This is a genomic window from Chitinophaga nivalis (assembly GCF_025989125.1).
GTDB classification, from domain to species: domain Bacteria; phylum Bacteroidota; class Bacteroidia; order Chitinophagales; family Chitinophagaceae; genus Chitinophaga; species Chitinophaga nivalis.
Window position 1 is genome coordinate 6,580,569 of sequence record NZ_JAPDNR010000001.1, and the last position, 18,862, is coordinate 6,599,430.

Below are 18,862 nucleotides of genomic sequence, written 5' to 3' on the forward strand. Positions count from 1 at the left end.
AGCAGGTGAGTTATCGGCCCGGTATCACCGGGCACAAAAAAACTCATCCGGGAGCCAGATGAGTTTTAATTATGTTGATAATAAGCTAATATAAAACTTTTGATCTGACTTATCTTTCCTGAATCTGTTGATCAGGATGGATGCAGCACCTTTCATCACTTGCGTGATGAAGGTTGCTAAGGTATCGTCGGGCCATTTCCCTCCTCCTTTCTTGATAAGCTATTTAAAGAACTGACGCAAAGATAGAACAGAAAATTTAATTACCAAATTATTTTCCTACAAATTTAGTAGACTATTGTTTTTCCAGGGTTAAACGGATGCCTTCTTCGTAGGAAACCGGTTGTATCCCGAAATGTTGTTCAAACTTGGTGGAGTTGAAGATATAAGGTTCATTATTCTGGTACAGCATTTCTTTCAGTTCCCGGATGGTGGTATCAAAAAGGCCGGCCACCGACAACATAAAGCCTCCCAGTTTATTATATTTAGGAGCTACTCCCATCTGCTGTGCAATCATTTGTATATATCCTCTGCCATCCGGCGCCGGGTTGGCAGTAGGCAGGTGCCATACCTGGTTCCAGGCGTTATCATCCTGCGCCAGCAGGTACAAACCTTTTCCGGCATCCGGTGTAAAGGTATAGCTGTGCGTAACATCATCTTTCCCCAACCACATGGCGGTACTCCCTTTTTTGAATTTTTCGATGATCAGTAAATTCAGGAAGCCTGTTTTCTCCGCGCCGGGGCCGTAGAAGTCGGCCGAACGGGCAATCATCGCAGTCAGGTTACCGGCTTTTGTTTCTTCCATCAGGCGGGTGGCAATGGCGGCCCGGATCTCCCCTTTTTTGCTGACCGGATGATAAGGCGTATCTTCTTTCATGGGACCTTTGACTAACCCATAGGAATATACGTTATCAAAAAAGATCAGCCGGGCATTGGCCTCCTTACAGGCATTGATGACGTTGGTCATGATCACCGGCCAGGTGGTAGTCCACACTTTCTTATCGTATTTAAGACCGGCAGTGAGGAATACGACTGCGCTGCCGGCAACGGCTTTTTTCATTTGAGCATAGTCGGTAATATCTGCTGCCACCAGATCGGTGATACCGGCGATGGCTTTAGGCGTGCGGCTGACAAGACGTACCCGTTTACCATTTTTCACCAGCTCCTGTGCCAGTTCATTTGCAATAATACCACCAGCTCCAAGGATGGTATACAGGGGTTGTTGGATTGACTCAAACATAATACGACAATTGTTACCCGAAGTGAAGACGAAACAAACCAGCCGATATTGTATACTTTATCAAGGATCGAGCGGATCGCGGGCATCGGCCTGTAAACAGCGGATATCCGGCACAAAGCTGATGAAAAACAATTCACCTTGTTGGATGTCTGCCGCCGGCAGGTAGCCCAGTTCTTCCTGGCTGCGTTGTTCAAACATCCGGCTGGTCACATAGCTGAGATGCAGGGCATCTGACACGCACATCATTCTTTTATCAACCGGTATACCGCTGCGCCACGCGATGCGGGCGGCATTCCGCACATTGGTAGTGGTATGTCGTGCATAAGGCTCCAGGATAACGGCAGCAGCCGGTACTTTCAGCTCATTGACCAGGTATTTCTTCATTTCCACCGCTTCTGCATAAGGCGTACCAAAGGGATGTACATGTCCGCCGGATACTATGATGCCCGGCGCCATACCTTTCCGGAACATATCAGCGCCCATCCGGCAGCGGTTCTTGCAGGCTTCGCTGATAGGTGCGTTATCCGATGGGCCGGCGCCTAAAATCAGGAGGGCCGAATAGGTATATTTATTCCAGTCGATGCTTTTCAGGTGCGTGTAGGCTTCCTGGTTAGTCGCCATTAAAGGTTCATAACGTGCCGCTTCATCATGTTTATTCAGCAGCAACAGGCCCAGTGCCAGGTCCAGCGAAGGACGGAAGAAGAGCTGCTGCGAACGGTTGTCTTTTTTCAGCTGCTGCAGCAACTGGGCTACGGCCTGTTTATAAGCCGGTGCTTTTACATACCAGGCAGCCGAATCTATTTTAGGATAACGGAAGCCCTCGTTTGTCGTATAGGCATTGATGATATAGCTGACGCCTTTCCCGGCATCTTCACATGCCCGGGCCAGTAAGGCTTCATCCGTAAAGCCGGCATACAGCTGAAACAAGCCACTGCTCCGCATTTGCTGCAGCAGTGCTTTCATTTCCGCCGGATGTGTAAGCCATAAACGAGCGAAACTTTCCGTTACCTGATGCTGCACCTGCGGGGAAAATACAAACGGGCTGGTGAGGGAGCTCACTTCCGCTCCGGTAACGGCCCCGGATATACGTTGCCGGTATTGCTCTCCTATCCGTTTCAGCGTAGTATCCGCTGCCACAGCCTTTTTCACGGCCGGCAGCTGTTCCAGTAAAGTAAACAGGTAAAAGTTTTTATCCTGTAAAACATGCCGGCTGTTTAAAAATTTATAATGCCGGTCCGGTGTGGCCGATTGACCTGCTACATAGGGCAAATACAGGAATAGTAAGGCTCCCAGGACGATATACTTCTTCAGACTATACATCAATGAATTATAAATGATTTCAAAAAACAAATTACAAAAACCTTTTTTCAATCTTTTATCCTTCAAAAAATTTAAATTTCTCATAATACATTTATAACTGTTATGTATATCTGACTTATTCCAAAATACATACCTATAGATCGTTTTCACATTGTTAATCAATTTGTTAACACGTCCGAATTAAAGTGCAAATCACTTAATTTCACTCCAGTCAAACGCGGTAGCAAACGCAACCGAGAACAGCCAACATTCCAATTACGTGTGACAATGTCTAAGATCTACGAAAGAAAAACCTTTGTGCGTTATGCCGCTCTGATATCAATGGTCATTATCCTCATGACATTTTTCATGATCATTTTTCTGAGAAAGCGGGCTTCAGAACAACTGAGTACAGTCGTTAAACACCTGGTGACCATTAAAACAGATGCAGGTCATATTGATCGGGCCGTACAGCTGTTGTATGCAGCAGATAATAATTTCCGGTTATATACCCTCACTTACGATAAACAGTATCTCAACACCTATATACATCAGTTGAAAGCCATTGCTGCGCATGTAGACACGGCAGTAGGTAAAGAAACTTCGCAGCAGCAGCTGCAAAATCTGATGGCCGATAAGGCAGAAAAAACGCAGTTGTTTATCCGCGGCAAACAATACATCGACTCCTTGCTGCACCTGTCGTTGCAATGGGATACCACCGCGATGGCGCCCGGGCCACAACTCAGCAATATTGTGGTTACCCGGCAACGGCCGGCCGATACCATCATTATGGCGGCCCCCACCCCGGTTAAACAAAAAAAACTGTTCGGTCGCCTGAAAGATGCCATCAGCAATAAAACCCCGAAAAACAATCCGCAGCAAACGCAGATTATAAAATACGGTAAGCCCTCCGAGCAAACCGTACAAGCCATGAACAAGGCGCAGCTGCAGCAAATCCAGGAAGCCTATCAGCGGTTTATCCGCGAAACCGCCAGCGGCCACGCGAATCTGAACCGGAAAGAATATGCGCTGATCATCGCCAATCAGCGGTTGTTTACGGAGCTGGAACACATGCTGGCCGGGATCAAACAAAGCATGCTGGACGAAACCGATAAAAAACGCTGGGAACTCAGCCGCGATATCGACCATTCTCTCAACAGCATTGACCAGCATAGTATCTGGGAAGTGCCGCTCATCCTGTTGCTGGCCGGCATTATCATCTATGGCATTTTCCGGTTGTACCGCTATGACCTGGCCCTTTTCCGGGCCAAACAGCAGGCAGAAAAATTTGCCCGGCAGAAAAGTGACTTTGTAGCTACCATGAGCCATGAAATCCGGACCCCGGTGCAATCGCTGCTGGGATATGCCAGCATGCTGGAAGCAGAACAGCAAGGCGAAACGGTATCGGCTATACGCCACTCTGCAGAAATGTTATTGTCTGTTGTCAACAATGTACTGGACTATACCCGCATGGAAACAGACCGTCCTATCCTGCGCCAGGACAAGTTTTCACCCCGTACAGCCATTGAAGAAGTTTGCAATAGTTTGCGTATCCAGGCAGATATGAAATCCCTGACATTGGTGTGCAATATCTATTTTCCTACTACCTTGCAGGTTATTGGGGATGCTTTCCGGCTAAAACAGGTAGTCATCAACCTGGTCGCCAACGCTATCAAATTCACGCATAAAGGTACTGTCACCATCACGGCACACGTGCGTGACGGCAACCAGTTACAGGTGAGTGTGAAAGATACCGGCGTAGGCATTTCCCCCACGGAGCTACCATTAATATTCGATCCTTTTGCGCAGGGCGATCAGGGCTTCCACAAAGGAAGTGGCCTGGGATTACACATCTCCAGGAAAATCATCGACCTGCATCAGGGCAACATCCGGGTAGAGAGCTTACCGGGCAGAGGGTCCACTTTTTATTTTGATATACGGTACCAGGTGGTGCAACAATCCCCTGCTACCAAAAAAATTACATTACCAGTGAGCAACACTCCTACAGCCGCCACCATACCGGCAGATACCAGATTATTAGTTGTGGAAGACAGTATCCTCAATCAGAAATTACTCGCATTCATGCTGGACAGGCTACAGGCATCCTACCGGATTGTTTCCTCTGCAGAAGAAGCGTTACAGATATTCAAAGCAGAAACATTCGATATTATCCTCACCGATATTGATTTACCGGGCATGGACGGGATCATGCTCACCCACGAAATCCGGCAGCTGCCGGACCGTCAGAAAGCGGCCGTGGCTATTATCGCTATTTCCGGTAATGTACTGGAAGATGACATTGCCCTATACCTGCGTTCCGGCCTCAATGATTGTATCATGAAACCTTACCGGGAAGAAGATATCCTCGAAAAGGTAATGGCACACCGGCAGAACAGCGAGGGGATTCCGCATTAGACAGCTGATGCCTGAAATTCCCTTAAATTGCAGGATGACTTTTGCTGATCACATTATACATTTCAACAGCCACCTGCACTTCGACGGTACGCTTCCGGATGGCATACGCATGATGAATCCCTTCCGGGAGGGGCCGGGGATTATGGAAATAATGACACAGTTCTACAAAAAATTCTACAATGATCAGCAGCCCCGGCAGCTGATACTGGGCATTAATCCCGGCAGGCTGGGTTCGGGTGCTACCGGTGTACCATTTACAGATACCAAACGTATGGCGGAAAAATGCGGGATCATCATCCCCGGGCTTAAAACCCATGAACCGTCTTCCGTGTTCGTATATGACGTGATAGCTGCCTATGGCGGCGTAGTGCCTTTTTACCGGCAGTTTTATATCAGCTCGGTATGTCCGCTGGGGTTCACCGCCCTGCAGGCAGATGGCAAAGAAATCAATTACAACTACTACGATAGCAAAGCGCTGACAAAAGCCACGTACGACTTCATTGTTGCCAGCCTTTGGGAGCAGCTTAAATGGAATATCAGCCGGGAAGTATGTTATTGTATGGGCACGGGTAAAAACAGCGCCTTTTTACAGGCTCTAAATGAGAAAGAACATTTCTTCAAAAAAATTGTTCCCCTGGAGCATCCCCGTTTTGTGATGCAATACCGGGCCAAAACAGTATCCGATTACGTTGACAAGTACCTGACTGCTTTCGCAGCAAATGCCTGATAGCGCGGCTAAATCGTATGGGCTGTTATCTGCGCGGCAATATGGTTGAGCAGCTGCATATTCAGTCGGTGTCCGGCCAGGGTGGCTCCCGGTGCCCTTACATATCCGTCTTCATCTTTTTCCAATATTACTTCCTCCCCGTTTACATCAACCAGGAAGCGGTCTGCTGACCAGGCCTTTACATAGAAACGGCCACCGGATGTTTTAATCATAAAAGCGTTCATAGGATCTTTTTTAATGATTACCGCAAACAGCAGGCCATCCGGATTTGGGGTGATCAGGACAGATAATTGTAGTAATGGTTCCACAGCAGTTCAAATTCTTCCCGGGAAATGAACTCCGGCACCAGCTGGGTATCGTCGCAGATATCTTCCATCATTGGCATGACGGTATCACACAGCACCGTACCGCCAAAATGGAAGCTGGTATTGGCCAGGCCGAAGCTGCCATCCGGATATAGCTCTATTTTACGGTTTTCCAGCCGGCAGGCATTGATTTCACTATAGAGCGCCACTGGTTCATCATCAAACTGGTGCTGCCACGATACTTTGAGGTACTCCATAGCGGGCTAGATTTTCTCCAGTTTACAATTCCAGATATCGCCCTCCTGTTTTTCTTCTTCTTTTACCACACCTGTGATCTTATACAGATGTCCTTCTCTTTGTACCAATTCTCCGATTTCCGGCGCCGGCTCGTCTCTGAAACGGATCGTAGCCATAATACCAAATGAAGTGTAACTGTTAATTTTCAGAATGTTGGCATGTCTTACGGGGATGATCATGGCCATTCTTTTGCGGTGGTTTTTTCTATACAAAACAAACAATATCCATATTGCAAGTGCAAATATGCTGATAGGTAGCAGGTTCACGGCGAAATAAGGTTTAGGTTTTTAATACTTCTGCTTGAAAACCTCTGTTGGCATTTGAGGTAGGATACAATTTAACTGTTTTTCCGACTGCTTTCCCATAGAATTACATGTACGGTAAATGGCTGTTGGTTAGAGCGCAGTGAAAAATGTATCCTTCCCTCTTCTCACTGCTTAACTACCGTTGAAAACAGACAACGGATCGTCATAAATAAAGTTGTAATGCAGCATGCGCTTCAACTTCGCGGAGCTGACAATTTTATAGGGCAATTCTTCCGGCTGCAGTTTTTTGGGTAACTGGAGGTTAAAGGCCTTCGCAGCCGCTTTCAGATAATTGTAACGCAACGGATGCACGCTGGCGCAGGCATTAAATATCTCGCCCCAAACATCTTTGGCAATTACCTGTGCGATCACGCCGATACAATCATCCCGGTGAATCACATTCATGGGCACATCATTGGAACGTCGCCCGGTATCCAGGGATTGCTGGGTGGGCAGGCGATCGTAGCCGATCAGGCCTCCGAAACGCAATACTGTAGTAACAAACACCTCCGACTCCATCAATATTTTTTCTACTGTCCGCAAAGATTCTCCATTAGGCGTTTCCGGGAGTTCCTCATTTTCTTCCGTTACCAACCCATTGATATCGGCATATACAGAGGTAGAGCTGATAAACAAGACTTTACTGATAGCCGTTGTTTCAATAAAACTGCGTAACAATTTCATTTCACCCACATGCGCTTCCGGACCTCTTTCCCTGCGGCTACGTGGAGGAATATTTACAATCAGCAGGTCTGCTTCCCAAAAGGCATCAGCCCCTTCCAATACTTCTTCATCCAGCCGGACCACATATCCGTCCAGCCCCAGGTCTTTCAGCTCTGCTACACCTGTAGCCGAAGTTCTGGCGCCTTTTACCTGATACCCGGCCTGCTGTAAATGTACCGCCAATGGCTTACCTAGCCAGCCACAGCTCAGAATACTGATTCTTTCAATTTTATTACGCATAACAATGATTAATGATTTACCCGTCTTTTCGCTGAAAAGACAAGCCGGAAACAAAACAGCGGTAACTTTCTGTGTTGGTGAAATCCCATCGTACAGGGATACAATGACGATAACAACAGGTCATACTTTTTGGCAACTACTATAGATACGGGTATAAATGAAATATGGTTTTCCGCTTTTATCATCTTCTTACCAGCTCTCTCCTTTCTGCCCGCCGGATCAACCTTTTCCCGGATAGGCAAATAACAGAATATAAACAGCTGATACCAGCACGATCATCAGGAGCGTAACCGTATGATTGATACAGCTGACGGTTTTAAATTCTTCATGGGTAATACTGCGGGGATTTTCACCGATATATGGCTTCTCCACCAACTTACCATGGTAGGTATTAGGGCCGCCAAAACGGCAATCCAGGATACCTGCCAATGCAGCTTCCGGATAACCGGCATTCGGACTGGCGTGCGCCGGGCCATACTTTTTCACAAAAGCCCATGCACGTGCGCTGCGCGCTACCAGTATCATCAGCAGTGCCGTAATACGGGCAGGCACATAATTGGCTACATCATCCAGGCGGGCGGCGAAGCGCCCAAAATATAAATACTGTTCGTTGCGGTAACCAATCATGGAATCCAGGGTATTGATCATCTTATACAGCATCATTCCCGGAACGCCCAGCACAGCATAAAAGAACAGTGGTGCAATGACGCCATCACTCAGGTTTTCGGACATCGACTCCATCACGGCTACCCGGATCTGATCCGGCGACAGCTGCGAGGTATCCCGGCCTACAATCCATGCCAGCCGGCGACGACCCGCCTCTACACCCTCTGTCTCCAGGATATTAAATACCTCCTGCCCTTCCCGGAGCAGGCTTTTGTTGGCCAATGCAAAAAAGACAATAACAGCACTCACGAGGTAATAGCTCCAGGGCCATTGCCACAGCCACTGTAGCAATACGTAAAACAACGTATATACACCGACACATAAAAAAATGGTCAGCAACGCTCCTTTGAGGAAACGCCCTTTCCCCCGGTTAATCCAGCGGGTGCCCGTATGAATAAGATAACCATAACCTCTTATGGGATGCGGCCAGTTACGGGGATCTCCCAATATCAGGTCGGCCGTATAACCTAACAGTAACGGCACAACGAATTTTAATGCAGCGTCCATTTATACAATGCAGAAGTGAGTAAATCATTATCAGCCGGATGCCGGCAGGCAACCCTGCAATGCCCTTGTTCCAACCCATAGAAGTTGGAAGCATCGCGGATCAGGATGCCTTCCTGTTCCAGTAACCAGGCTTTCAGCCGGGCTGCCGTACCCGTCAGGGTTTCAAACAACAGAAAATGTGTATGGGTAGGATACACTTTGAACTCCGGTAGCTGACGGATATTTTCCCATAGCCGGTAGGTATCTGCCAGCAGTTCATCGAGCGGAATGATAAAATCGGCGGGATGTTCCAGGATATAATATCCGGCTTCCAGCGCCAGGCTATTTACGGCCCACGGCATCCTGCCCGCTCTTACCCGGTCCAGCAAAGATTTCCGCCCGGCAACGTATCCCAGTCTCAGTCCGGGAATACAGACATTTTTAGTCAGCGACCGCAATACCAGCACATTGGGATAATGATGCAGATGCGATAACAGCGACGTTGCCTGTCTGGTGAAATGTATGTATGCTTCATCGATAACAAACACAGTGTGTTTGTTACCCTGGATCAGTTGTTTCAGGGCGCTCTCCTCCAGGGCATGCCCCGTAGGATTGTTGGGATTACAGAGAAAAACCAGGTCTGAACTGAACCGGGTATCCGCTGTCAGCTTATCCCACAGCAGGTATTGCAGCTGATGCCGGTGCAGCTTTCCTGCATCTGCATACTCTGCAAAAGCCGGTGCTACAATCGTGGTAGTGGCGCCGGCAAAAGCCTGTGCAACCAGGTAAATGGCTTCTGTAGCGCCATTCGTTACCATCACCATTTCAGCTCCGAGTCCGGCCTGCGTTTCCAGCATCCCTTGCAGCCTTGCAGCGCCGGCATCGGGGTAATGCGCGATACCTGGCAGTTTCGTTGCCAGGTGTTGCTGTAACCCCGGCTGTAATCCACCGCGCCATACATTAGAGCTGAAATCAGCTACTACCGGCCGGTCATACAGATAACCATCATCTCCATGTCCCTGAATCATAATAAAACATTTAGGATCAACTTTTAGTCCCCATCATCCGTCCCTTATACGCTGAGTGCCCTATAAACAGCTGCCACATCCAAATGTTCGCGGATATGTGTTGCCAGTTTGTTATATTGTTCTTCCCGGAAACGCCGGTAATCGAATTCCTCTTCTGTTGTGGTTTTACCACATGCGGCGAGCAGGTCGCTGACCACTGCTTCATTATCGAGGATACCATGCAGATAGGTTCCCCAACAAGTAGCACCGGCAGCATAGCCATCCGGCGTACCATCCTCCAGCCGGTTCAGCGGCCGGGGATGTTCACAGGTGGTTTCTCCCATATGAATTTCATATCCTTCACAGATCCGTTCGGCATCGCGGTAGTAAAACTTCCGCTGCCGGGTTGTTTTTTCCTTCGTCAGCACTGTCGTTACCGGTAAAATGCCCAGGCCCGGCAGACTCCCGGGTAATCCTTCCACCCCATACGGATCCGCTATTTCCTGTCCCATCATCTGGTAACCACCACAGATACCAATCACTATTTTATTTCGTTTATACGCCTCCGTTATAGCACGGGCCGTACCGTTATTTCTGATGGCCACCAGATCGGCGATAGTATTTTTACTCCCCGGAATAATAATGATATCCGCCTCCGCTACTTCCACCGGATTATCCGTATAAAAAAGATTGAACCGGGCATCTTTCTCCAGCACATTAAAATCGGTAAAGTTAGACATATGCCGTAACAACACCACAGCCACATTCACTTTTCCGCCTATCTGCTTCCGGTGTTTCAACGACAGGGCCAGCGAATCTTCTTCCTCAATGTAAATATCATGGTAGTAAGGTAATACCCCCGTCACTGGCACTCCCGTAAGGGATTCCAGCAGCTGACGTCCTTCTTCAAACAGGCGGATATCTCCCCGGAATTTATTGATGATAATACCTTTTATCAGCGCTTTTTCTTCCGGCGGCAACAAGGCCAGCGTGCCATATACACTGGCGAAAACGCCTCCCCGATCAATATCCGCTACCAGGTATACAGCGGCACCTGCATGCAGGGCAATCCGCATATTCGTTATATCCCGGCTCCGGAGATTCATTTCTGCAATGCTACCGGCACCTTCCATCACCACCGGATTATAATTGGCCGACAACCGGTTGAAAGCCTGTTTTACTTCGTCAAATAAGGCCCGCTTATCATCCTCCATAAAATATTCCCAGGCCGACTGGTTTCCTACCGGCTTCCCGTGTAGCACTACCTGGGCATTTTTATCATCTGTAGGTTTCAGCAACACCGGGTTCATATCGGTATGACAGGGTACGCCGGCAGCTTCTGCCTGTACCGCCTGTGCACGACCTATTTCCAGCCCCTCCGGTGTAGCATAACTGTTGAGCGACATGTTCTGCGCCTTAAACGGCGCCGGCGTATAGCCATCCTGTTTGAAAATACGGCAAAAGCCGGCAGTGATCACACTCTTACCGACATCTGACGCCGTTCCTGCAAACATAACCGGCCGGAGTAATTGCATATTTTTTTCCATCTTTAAGCGGGGACGAAGATATTTAACTTTCCTAAAAGAACATACCGCCGCTTATCTTTGCCTTCCATGAAACCACAGTTCCTCATCGCCGCTCCCAATAGTAATGCGGGCAAAACGACGATTACGCTTACCCTGCTAAGATCCTTACAGCGACGGGGTTTGCCCGTACAGCCCTTCAAATGCGGACCGGATTATCTGGATCCCAAACATCATACCCTGGCGGCACATCGCAACAGTATCAATCTCGACGCCTTTATGATGTCCGATAGCCACCTGCTGGCATGTTATGCCCATTACACCAGTACGGCAGCAGTCAGCATTATCGAAGGGGTGATGGGTCTGTTTGACGGCGCGCATAAAATGGAAGCCAGCAGCGCTGCGTTGGCTGTCAGGCTCAACATCCCTGTTATACTGGTCGTCGACGCAAGTGCCATGGCCTATTCTGCCGCCGCCTTACTGTACGGTTATAAAAACTTTTATCCTGCCCTCCGGATCGCCGGCGTCATTTTCAATTTCGTGGCCTCTCCCGCTCATTATCATATACTGGCCGAAGCAGCCACTGATATTGGCCTCACCCCACTAGGCTATGTACCGGAGCTACCAGCCATCCGTATTCCTTCGCGGCACCTGGGTCTCTATATCCCGGATGACCCGCTCTTCGAAACACTGCTCGATACCGCTGCGGATCACCTGGAAAAACATATCGACATTGATCAGCTGCTGGCCATCACCACCTGCACTGCGCCCGATTTACCTCCGGCAGTACCGGTTACCACGGGTTCTTTACGTATTGCCGTTGCCCGCGATGCCGCATTTAATTTTATCTATCCGGAAAATATACGCACGCTGTCCCGGCTCGGTACTATCACCTATTTCAGTCCTTTGCAAGACAGCCAGCTGCCCGCAGCAGACCTGCTGTATTTTCCCGGTGGCTACCCCGAGCTACATCTTCCGGCATTAGCCGCTAATACTTCCCTGTTAGCACAGCTACAATCCTACCCGGGTAAAATATTTGCCGAATGTGGTGGCATGATGTACCTCGGACAAACCATTACCGCCAGTGATGGCAGCGCCTATCCCATGGCCGGGCTGTTGCCGGTACACACCGACATGCGGCAGCAACAGCTTTCTATCGGTTATCGTCAGGTGATCATGGATGATGTAGTCCTGAAAGGACATGAATTTCACTATTCACAATATCAGCTTCCCCCTTCCCTAACGGAAACGGGCATACGCGTATTAAATGCGCAGGGAGCCGTGCAGGATACACCCGTGTTCCGGACTGACCGGATTATTGCCAGCTACCTTCATTTTTATTTTGGCGATCACGAGGCAGGACTTCGCAAATTGCTGGGCATATAAAAAGGCCACCGGAAACGGTAGCCTTTATCATTTCATCGAAATAAATCCCGATGTAACACGCAAAAAAACCGGTTTTCAATATTGAAGTGGTTAGTAATTAAAGATTGTCCAGCCGGTAGTCCAGTTGTTAACAGGATTACCGTCAAATGCGCCCCTGTAGGTAGTAGCGATCAGGCCTGATGGCAACCCAACGAGCAAGCCACCTGTCAGCGCAGGCGACGCTATAGGCGGGACACCCGTTCTTGGCAGGAAAAAGCCGACTACACCCCGGTTGAAAGGATTTACCAACCTGATATCCGCATTCGGATTTACTGCATTGGAATAACCTACGTTGTTATCCGGTGCATCCGGATATGGTTTGGTGCCTGTATAAGGATAAAGCGGATTAATGCTGTGAAAAGGTATATTATAGGCATGTACCAGATTATTTTTAATGATAGAGATACCATCCCGGTATTTTTCCTGTGCGCCTGTTGCTGTACCGCTACCTGGTAGCGTATTATCCAGCAGGAAGCCATTTTCAAAGCCCAGGAAAACAGAATTATACACGCTGAATTCACTGCTTCTTCTCCATTGTGCAGCCACTCCATACTTACCGGCAAAAGAAGGCGGGAAATTGGTTTTCGTAGCCAACGTACGGTTAGGTAACCCTATAATGGTCAGATTGGCAATGAATGGGTGTGTAATGGGGGCCACCGGCGCTCCCTGCACATGGTCATCTGACTCAATACCATGAGAAGTGCTGATATTCGCCTGGGTACTATCTTCCACCACCAGTGCAAACTGAATACGACCATGGTACCCTTCATCAAAATCCAATCCGTCATCAGCTGGATTTACCACTACCAGATGGTTTGCATTGACAGTGCCACCAAAGAACTCAATCCCGTCGTCCAGCGGTTTATATACTTCTACATAATCGATGGTGGTACCGCTACCCACACCGCCCAATGAAAGTCCATTCAGCTCATTATCCGCGCTTAGTATAAACCCGGCATATTCTATCCGCACATATTTCAATATACCGGAGTTATCAAAATCGTTAGTGCCACCATATAAGATGCTCGCAGGAGGCACCCCACCAATACCTTCTATCTTTTTCTCCGATCTGTTGGTGAATGCTTTGCCGAGAATCACCAGACCTCCGATATCTCCCACCTTAGGCGTTGGGCTGTCGGAAGTAAATATAATCGGTTTGACCTGTGTGCCGATCGCTTCTATTTTAGCACCGCGGGTAATCACGAGGGTACCGCCCGGCTCTGAAGCTGTAGCACTTGGAATCCCTTTCAATACGGTACCAGGATCTATCCGGATAACATCCAGCGTATCTACATACACTACTCCTTGCAACTGGTAAGTACCAGCTGTCAGGCGAATGGTATCCCGGACTGTTCTGCCCGTACCCAACACACCGCTTAATACACCCATTTTAGCAGGGGGTATACTGGTAGCACTCACAGGTGTATCCTGCTGTGTTGCTTTTTCTTTTTGACAGGAAGTAGTAAATACTCCTGTCAGACATGCCATACAAATCATGGCTACATACTGGTTAAATGGTTTCATGCTATAAAGATTAAATAGTAAAGAATGACAGCGTTACTTAATAATTGAAAATGGTCCAGCCGTTTGTCCAGTTGTTAACAGGATCCCCGCTAAACGCGCCCCTAAAGGGGGTCTGGATAAACCCTGCCGGTAATCCCGGGATGTAGCCTCCTGACAGCGCAGGTGACGGCGGTGTCGGCGGAAAACCTATACCTCTTCCGGGCAGGAAAAAGTTGGCTATATTCCGGTTGAAAGGATTCACCAATCTGATACCCGCATTCGGATCCAATGCATTCGGATAGACTTTATTACTATCCGGTATATGCGGATACGGCTTGATGGAGGTATAAGGATAAAGCGGATTAACGCTGTGAAAAGGTGCATTATAGGCATGTACCAGGCTGTTTTTAATAATGGATATGCCGTCACGGTAATATTCCTGGACCTTTGCTGTACTTGCTCCTGCGGGAATCGTATTATCCAGCAGCCAGCCATTCTCAAATCCCAGCACCACCGCATTATACACTTCAAACTGACTGTTTCTTCTCCATTGTGCAGCCACACCATACCTACCGGTTAAAGACGGTGGATAATTGTTACGGGTAGCCGCCGCCCTGTTGGGCAAACCAATAATCGTCAGATTGGCAATTTGCGGGTGGGTAACAGGTACCAGATCATTGTAAAAATTATTATCGGATTCAATACCATGGGATATGCTCCTATTCGCACTGGTGCTATCTTCTACAATCAAAGCAAACTGAATACGGCCGCGATACCCTTCATCAAAATCCAATCCGTCATCGGACGGGTTTACGACTACCAGGTGATTGGCATTGACAGTACCTCCAAAGAACTCAATCCCGTCGTCCAGGGGTTTATATACTTCTACATAATCGATGGTGGTACCACTCCCCACACCACCCAACGAAAGTCCGTTCAGCTCATTATCCGTACTTAATATAAACCCGGCATATTCTATCCGTACATATTTCAATATGCCGGAGTTATCCTGCCCATTAGTTCCCCCATACCAGGTACTTGCCGGCGTTGGGGTAGCAATTCCTTCTATCAACTTATCCCCTCTATTCGTGAATGCTCTTCCCAGAATCACCAGGCCACCAATATCTCCGATGGCAGGTGTTGGACTATTGGAGGTAAAGATGATAGGATTCGTGGCTGTTCCCTGAGCGAATATTTTAGCACCCCGGGTAATCACCAGTGTGCCACCAGGTTCCTGCGGTTTAGTACTGGGAATCCCTTTCAAAACAGTACCAGGATCTATCTGGATGATATCCAGTGTATCCACATACACAATGCCCTGCAGCTGGTAAGTACCGGCTGTCAGGCGAATGGTATCCCGGACTGTTTTACCCGTACCCAACACGCCACTTAATACACCCATTTTAGCAGGGGTTATGCTGGTAGCACTCACAGGTCTATCTTGCTGTACCGCTTTTTCTTTTTGACAGGAAGTCGTAAATACTCCTGTCATACATGCCATACAGATCATGGCTATATACTGGTTAAATGGTTTCATGCTATAAAGATTAAATAGTAAAGAATGACAAGGTTATTTAGTAATTGAAAATGGTCCAATCGGCGGCCCAGTTGTGGGCCGAGTAACCATCGAAAGCACCCCGGTACTTAGTACCGGTTAAGCCTGCGGGCAGACCGGTAGTGAGACCGCCGGTAAGTGCAGGAGAAAAGTCGATCGGAGGGCCTATTCTGGGCAGATAAAAACCAGCTACATACCGGTTGAAAGGATCCACCAATCTGATATCCGCATTCGGATTCAATGCATTGGCATAACCGGTGTTATTATCTGATGCTGCAGGGTAAGGTTTAACCGCATCATAGGGATATGCCGGGTTACTATAAAAAGGAATACTATAGGCATGTACCAGGTTATTCTTAAAAATGGAGGCACCATCCCGGTAGCTTTCCTGTGTATTTACCGCTATGCCAGTGGCATAAATCAAATTATTCAGGAACCAACCATTCTCATAACCAAGGAAAATTGAATTATATACTTCAAACTGACTGCTTCTTCTCCAGCGCGTGGCCTCACCATATCTCCCAACACTACTAGGCTGAAAATTATTTTTAGTAGCCAGAACACGATTGGGCATCCCTATCAACGTCAGGTTAGCGATAAGGGGTTTGGTAATTGGTATACTTAATGCTCCGGTAAAATTATTCTGTGATTCTATTCCATTGGAAGCACTATTATCTGCACGGGTAGAATCGGCTACAATTAAGGCATATTGAATGCGGCCATGATACCCGTTACCAAACTCCAATCCATCATCCAGTGCATTTACAATCACCAAATGTGTTGCATCCACCGTACCACCAAAAAATTGAATACCATCTGCAGCAGATTTATACACTTCTACAAAATCGATGGTAGTACCACTTCCAACTCCACCTAACGAAAGCCCGTTCAATTCATTATTCAGGCTTAGTTCATAACCTGCATATTGAATACGCACGTATTTTAGCGTGCCGGAATTATCGTTATCAATATAGCCACCATAACGGGTATCAATTTCAGCAAAACTTCCCAAGCCTTCAATATTCATATCCTCCTGATTATTGGTCGTAGATCTGCCAAGAATAACAACCCCTCCAATATCACCTACTGCTGGTACACTGTTACCAGAGGTGAATATAATTGGATGCGTCCGCGTTCCGATTGCTTCTATTTTAGCGCCACGGGTAATTACAAGTGTACCACCAGGCTCCCACCAATTAACACTTCTTATTCCTTTAATAACCGTACCCGCGTCTATTTTAATCACATCCAAACTATCCACAAATACAACTCCGTATAAGAAATAAGTTCCTCCTGTCAGATGAATCGTATCACGGATTGTTTTTCCAGTACTTAAAATGCCTGATAAGGTAGCACCGTTGGCAGGTGTAATTGTTGCACTAACAGGATGCTCCTGTTGGACAGGTAATTCTTTATTACAGGAGATCACAAATATTGTGGCAACCAGCATGACTATGATAGCGGCTATGTTGCGATAAAAGTTGGTCATCAATCAGTAATTTAATAATGGGTGATTATTACTTATGATTCATTTACCTTGCTTTACACCAGTTACAAACAAATATGATTAACAATGTAAAGCATTTATCATTCTTTATTCTGGCGATTTAATATCCGCATATCAAAAGTCGATATGCCTGCCACCATTAATACGTAAAAACAGTCCAGCCGGCAGCCCAGTTGTTGGCCGGGAGGCCATCGAAAGCGCCTCGGTACTTAGTACCTGTTAAACCGGCGGGTAGGCCGGTCGTGAGACCACCGGTGAGGGCTGGAGATGCTACTGGAGGAGGGCCGATTCTAGGCAGGTAAAAACCAATTATTCTTCTGTCAAATGGATCTGCCAATTTGATGGCTTCATTTGGGTCTATTACATTCGTATAACCGGTATTGTTATCTGCTGCTGACGGATAAGATTTGATGGTTGTAAAAGGATAAGCAGGGTTGCTATGAAAAGGTCTGGTATAAGCATGTATCAGGTTGTGTTTAAATATAGAATTCCCGTCTCGGTAACTTTCCAGTGTATTCACCACTGTACCACCGACAGGAATCGTATTATCCAATAACCAACCATTTTCATACCCAATAAAAATTGAATTATACACTTCAAAACGGCTGCTTCTTCTCCATTGCGTTGCTGCACCATATTTACCAGTACCACTGGGAAGAAAATTGAGTTTAGTTGCCAAATTATGATTAGGCAATCCTATTAACGTTAGGTTTGCGATAAACGGTTTAGTAAATGGTGTCCGTGAATCTCCTGTATAAGTATTCTGCGCCTCAATTCCATTGGAGGCACTTTTATCCGCGCGGGTAGAATCTGCTATGATCAATACATATTGAATATGCCCGCGATATCCATTACTAAAATCCAATCCATCATCTAATGAGTTTACAATAACCAGATGTTTTGCATCTACGGTCCCACCAAAAAACTGAATACCATCGTCAGCGGCTTTATATACCTCTACAAAATCTATGGTGGTACCACTACCTACTCCTCCTAAAGTCAGCCCGTTCAATTCATTATCCGGACTAAATTCAAAACCAGCATATTCTATACGCACATATTTCAGGATACCTGAATTATCCGTTTCAACATTTCCTCCATAACGAATATCAACAACAGGAATTCCACCAAAACCTTCAATTGTAGCGTCCGTATAATTATTAGTGGTAGATCTGCCCAGAATAACAACACCTCCTATTTGCCCGGAAGCCGGTGTAGCACTATTGGATGTAAATATAATAGGTTTAGCCGCTGTTCCAACAGCTTCAATTTTAGCTCCTCTCGTAATCACCAGCGTTCCTCCCGGAGATCTCCAATCTCCACTTGATATTCCTTTAATAACAGTCCCCGCATCTATTCTAACCACATCTAAAGTATCTACATACACAATCCCTTGTAGTAAATATGTTCCTCCTGTCAGGTGAATGGTATCACGTACTGTTTTTCCTGTACCTAAAATACCTGATAAAGTGGCACCGTTGGCTGGCACAATCTCTGTAGCGCTAACAGGGCGCTCATTTTGAGTTTGGGCATCTTTTTTACAAGAGGCTACAAATATCCCAGCAATCAGCATGGCCATGATAGCAGCTGTATGGCGATAAAAGTTGGTCATCAATCCAAGATTTAATAATGGGTAATCATG

The 18,862-nt window shown here is 47.1% G+C and carries 16 protein-coding genes and 1 riboswitch; of the genes, 3 read left to right on the top strand and 13 right to left on the bottom strand.

Annotated elements, in window-relative coordinates; all coding sequences use genetic code 11:
* Positions 1-106: 106 nt before the first annotated feature.
* Positions 107-221: riboswitch (SAM riboswitch) on the bottom strand.
* Positions 222-292: 71 nt separating this feature from the next.
* A complete protein-coding gene (locus OL444_RS24225; protein ID WP_264729251.1) occupies positions 293-1,237 on the bottom strand; it encodes an NAD-dependent epimerase/dehydratase family protein in 945 nt (314 codons plus the stop codon).
* A gap of 60 nt (positions 1,238-1,297) precedes the next feature.
* The gene (locus OL444_RS24230) at positions 1,298-2,557 is read right to left on the bottom strand and encodes a YdcF family protein (RefSeq protein ID WP_264729250.1); all 1,260 of its coding nucleotides are present in this window, start codon (positions 2,555-2,557) and stop codon (positions 1,298-1,300) included.
* A gap of 267 nt (positions 2,558-2,824) precedes the next feature.
* Here OL444_RS24230 and OL444_RS24235 point away from each other — a divergent pair, with 267 nt between their 5' ends.
* Positions 2,825-4,951, top strand: coding sequence for an ATP-binding protein (locus tag OL444_RS24235; protein ID WP_264729249.1), 2,127 nt, complete (start codon positions 2,825-2,827; stop codon positions 4,949-4,951).
* A 34-nt stretch (positions 4,952-4,985) separates the two neighbouring features.
* The gene (locus tag OL444_RS24240; RefSeq protein WP_264729248.1) at positions 4,986-5,678 is read left to right on the top strand and encodes a uracil-DNA glycosylase family protein; all 693 of its coding nucleotides are present in this window, start codon (positions 4,986-4,988) and stop codon (positions 5,676-5,678) included.
* 8 nt (positions 5,679-5,686) lie between these two features.
* Here the strand turns inward: OL444_RS24240 and OL444_RS24245 are convergent, their stop codons facing one another.
* The 7 genes from OL444_RS24245 to OL444_RS24275 all read right to left on the bottom strand — a co-directional run bounded on the left by OL444_RS24245 (position 5,687) and on the right by OL444_RS24275 (position 11,254).
* Positions 5,687-5,902, bottom strand: a complete 216-nt coding sequence (locus OL444_RS24245) for a hypothetical protein (protein ID WP_264729247.1) — start codon at positions 5,900-5,902, stop codon at positions 5,687-5,689.
* Positions 5,903-5,955: 53 nt separating this feature from the next.
* Positions 5,956-6,240 (bottom strand): DUF6881 domain-containing protein, encoded by a 285-nt coding sequence (locus OL444_RS24250; protein WP_264729246.1) that lies wholly within the window; start codon positions 6,238-6,240, stop codon positions 5,956-5,958.
* Between the two features lie 6 nt (positions 6,241-6,246).
* Complete coding sequence (locus OL444_RS24255) at positions 6,247-6,465, bottom strand: hypothetical protein (protein WP_264729245.1); 219 nt, start codon at positions 6,463-6,465, stop codon at positions 6,247-6,249.
* A 252-nt stretch (positions 6,466-6,717) separates the two neighbouring features.
* Entirely contained in the window at positions 6,718-7,548 is an 831-nt protein-coding gene (locus tag OL444_RS24260; RefSeq protein ID WP_264729244.1) for a Rossmann-fold NAD(P)-binding domain-containing protein, read from the bottom strand.
* Positions 7,549-7,767: 219 nt separating this feature from the next.
* Positions 7,768-8,697, bottom strand: a complete 930-nt coding sequence (cbiB, locus tag OL444_RS24265; RefSeq protein ID WP_264729243.1) for an adenosylcobinamide-phosphate synthase CbiB — start codon at positions 8,695-8,697, stop codon at positions 7,768-7,770.
* Between the two features lie 8 nt (positions 8,698-8,705).
* The gene (locus OL444_RS24270) at positions 8,706-9,728 is read right to left on the bottom strand and encodes a pyridoxal phosphate-dependent aminotransferase (protein ID WP_264729242.1); all 1,023 of its coding nucleotides are present in this window, start codon (positions 9,726-9,728) and stop codon (positions 8,706-8,708) included.
* A 44-nt stretch (positions 9,729-9,772) separates the two neighbouring features.
* On the bottom strand, positions 9,773-11,254 hold the full coding sequence (locus OL444_RS24275; protein WP_264729241.1) for a cobyric acid synthase: 1,482 nt from the start codon (positions 11,252-11,254) through the stop codon (positions 9,773-9,775).
* A gap of 66 nt (positions 11,255-11,320) precedes the next feature.
* Here OL444_RS24275 and OL444_RS24280 point away from each other — a divergent pair, with 66 nt between their 5' ends.
* The gene (locus tag OL444_RS24280) at positions 11,321-12,616 is read left to right on the top strand and encodes a cobyrinic acid a,c-diamide synthase CobB (RefSeq protein WP_264729240.1); all 1,296 of its coding nucleotides are present in this window, start codon (positions 11,321-11,323) and stop codon (positions 12,614-12,616) included.
* Positions 12,617-12,706: 90 nt separating this feature from the next.
* On the opposite strand, the gene OL444_RS24285 is transcribed toward OL444_RS24280, so the two are convergent.
* From OL444_RS24285 to OL444_RS24300, 4 genes are all read right to left on the bottom strand, one after another.
* Positions 12,707-14,179, bottom strand: coding sequence for a beta-helix domain-containing protein (locus OL444_RS24285; protein WP_264729239.1), 1,473 nt, complete (start codon positions 14,177-14,179; stop codon positions 12,707-12,709).
* 37 nt (positions 14,180-14,216) lie between these two features.
* Positions 14,217-15,695: a beta-helix domain-containing protein gene (locus tag OL444_RS24290; protein WP_264729238.1), complete on the bottom strand. Its 1,479-nt coding sequence runs from the start codon at positions 15,693-15,695 to the stop codon at positions 14,217-14,219.
* Positions 15,696-15,732: 37 nt separating this feature from the next.
* Positions 15,733-17,202, bottom strand: a complete 1,470-nt coding sequence (locus OL444_RS24295) for a beta-helix domain-containing protein (RefSeq protein WP_264729237.1) — start codon at positions 17,200-17,202, stop codon at positions 15,733-15,735.
* Positions 17,203-17,359: 157 nt separating this feature from the next.
* The gene (locus OL444_RS24300; RefSeq protein ID WP_264729236.1) at positions 17,360-18,832 is read right to left on the bottom strand and encodes a beta-helix domain-containing protein; all 1,473 of its coding nucleotides are present in this window, start codon (positions 18,830-18,832) and stop codon (positions 17,360-17,362) included.
* Between the last annotated feature and the right edge of the window lie 30 nt (positions 18,833-18,862).

Bases quoted from the DNA above. Each gene is read 5' to 3' on its own strand.
- OL444_RS24230 (WP_264729250.1), bottom strand. From the start codon at position 2,557: ATGTATAGTCTGAAGAAGTATATCGTCCTGGGAGCCTTACTATTCCTG.
- OL444_RS24225 (WP_264729251.1), bottom strand. From the start codon at position 1,237: ATGTTTGAGTCAATCCAACAACCCCTGTATACCATCCTTGGAGCTGGT.
- OL444_RS24240 (WP_264729248.1), top strand. From the start codon at position 4,986: ATGACTTTTGCTGATCACATTATACATTTCAACAGCCACCTGCACTTC.
- OL444_RS24255 (WP_264729245.1), bottom strand. From the start codon at position 6,465: ATGGCCATGATCATCCCCGTAAGACATGCCAACATTCTGAAAATTAAC.
- OL444_RS24295 (WP_264729237.1), bottom strand. From the start codon at position 17,202: ATGACCAACTTTTATCGCAACATAGCCGCTATCATAGTCATGCTGGTT.
- OL444_RS24300 (WP_264729236.1), bottom strand. From the start codon at position 18,832: ATGACCAACTTTTATCGCCATACAGCTGCTATCATGGCCATGCTGATT.
- OL444_RS24285 (WP_264729239.1), bottom strand. From the start codon at position 14,179: ATGAAACCATTTAACCAGTATGTAGCCATGATTTGTATGGCATGTCTG.
- OL444_RS24245 (WP_264729247.1), bottom strand. From the start codon at position 5,902: ATGAACGCTTTTATGATTAAAACATCCGGTGGCCGTTTCTATGTAAAG.
- OL444_RS24260 (WP_264729244.1), bottom strand. From the start codon at position 7,548: ATGCGTAATAAAATTGAAAGAATCAGTATTCTGAGCTGTGGCTGGCTA.
- OL444_RS24250 (WP_264729246.1), bottom strand. From the start codon at position 6,240: ATGGAGTACCTCAAAGTATCGTGGCAGCACCAGTTTGATGATGAACCA.
- OL444_RS24270 (WP_264729242.1), bottom strand. From the start codon at position 9,728: ATGATTCAGGGACATGGAGATGATGGTTATCTGTATGACCGGCCGGTA.
- OL444_RS24290 (WP_264729238.1), bottom strand. From the start codon at position 15,695: ATGAAACCATTTAACCAGTATATAGCCATGATCTGTATGGCATGTATG.
- OL444_RS24280 (WP_264729240.1), top strand. From the start codon at position 11,321: ATGAAACCACAGTTCCTCATCGCCGCTCCCAATAGTAATGCGGGCAAA.
- OL444_RS24275 (WP_264729241.1), bottom strand. From the start codon at position 11,254: ATGGAAAAAAATATGCAATTACTCCGGCCGGTTATGTTTGCAGGAACG.
- OL444_RS24235 (WP_264729249.1), top strand. From the start codon at position 2,825: ATGTCTAAGATCTACGAAAGAAAAACCTTTGTGCGTTATGCCGCTCTG.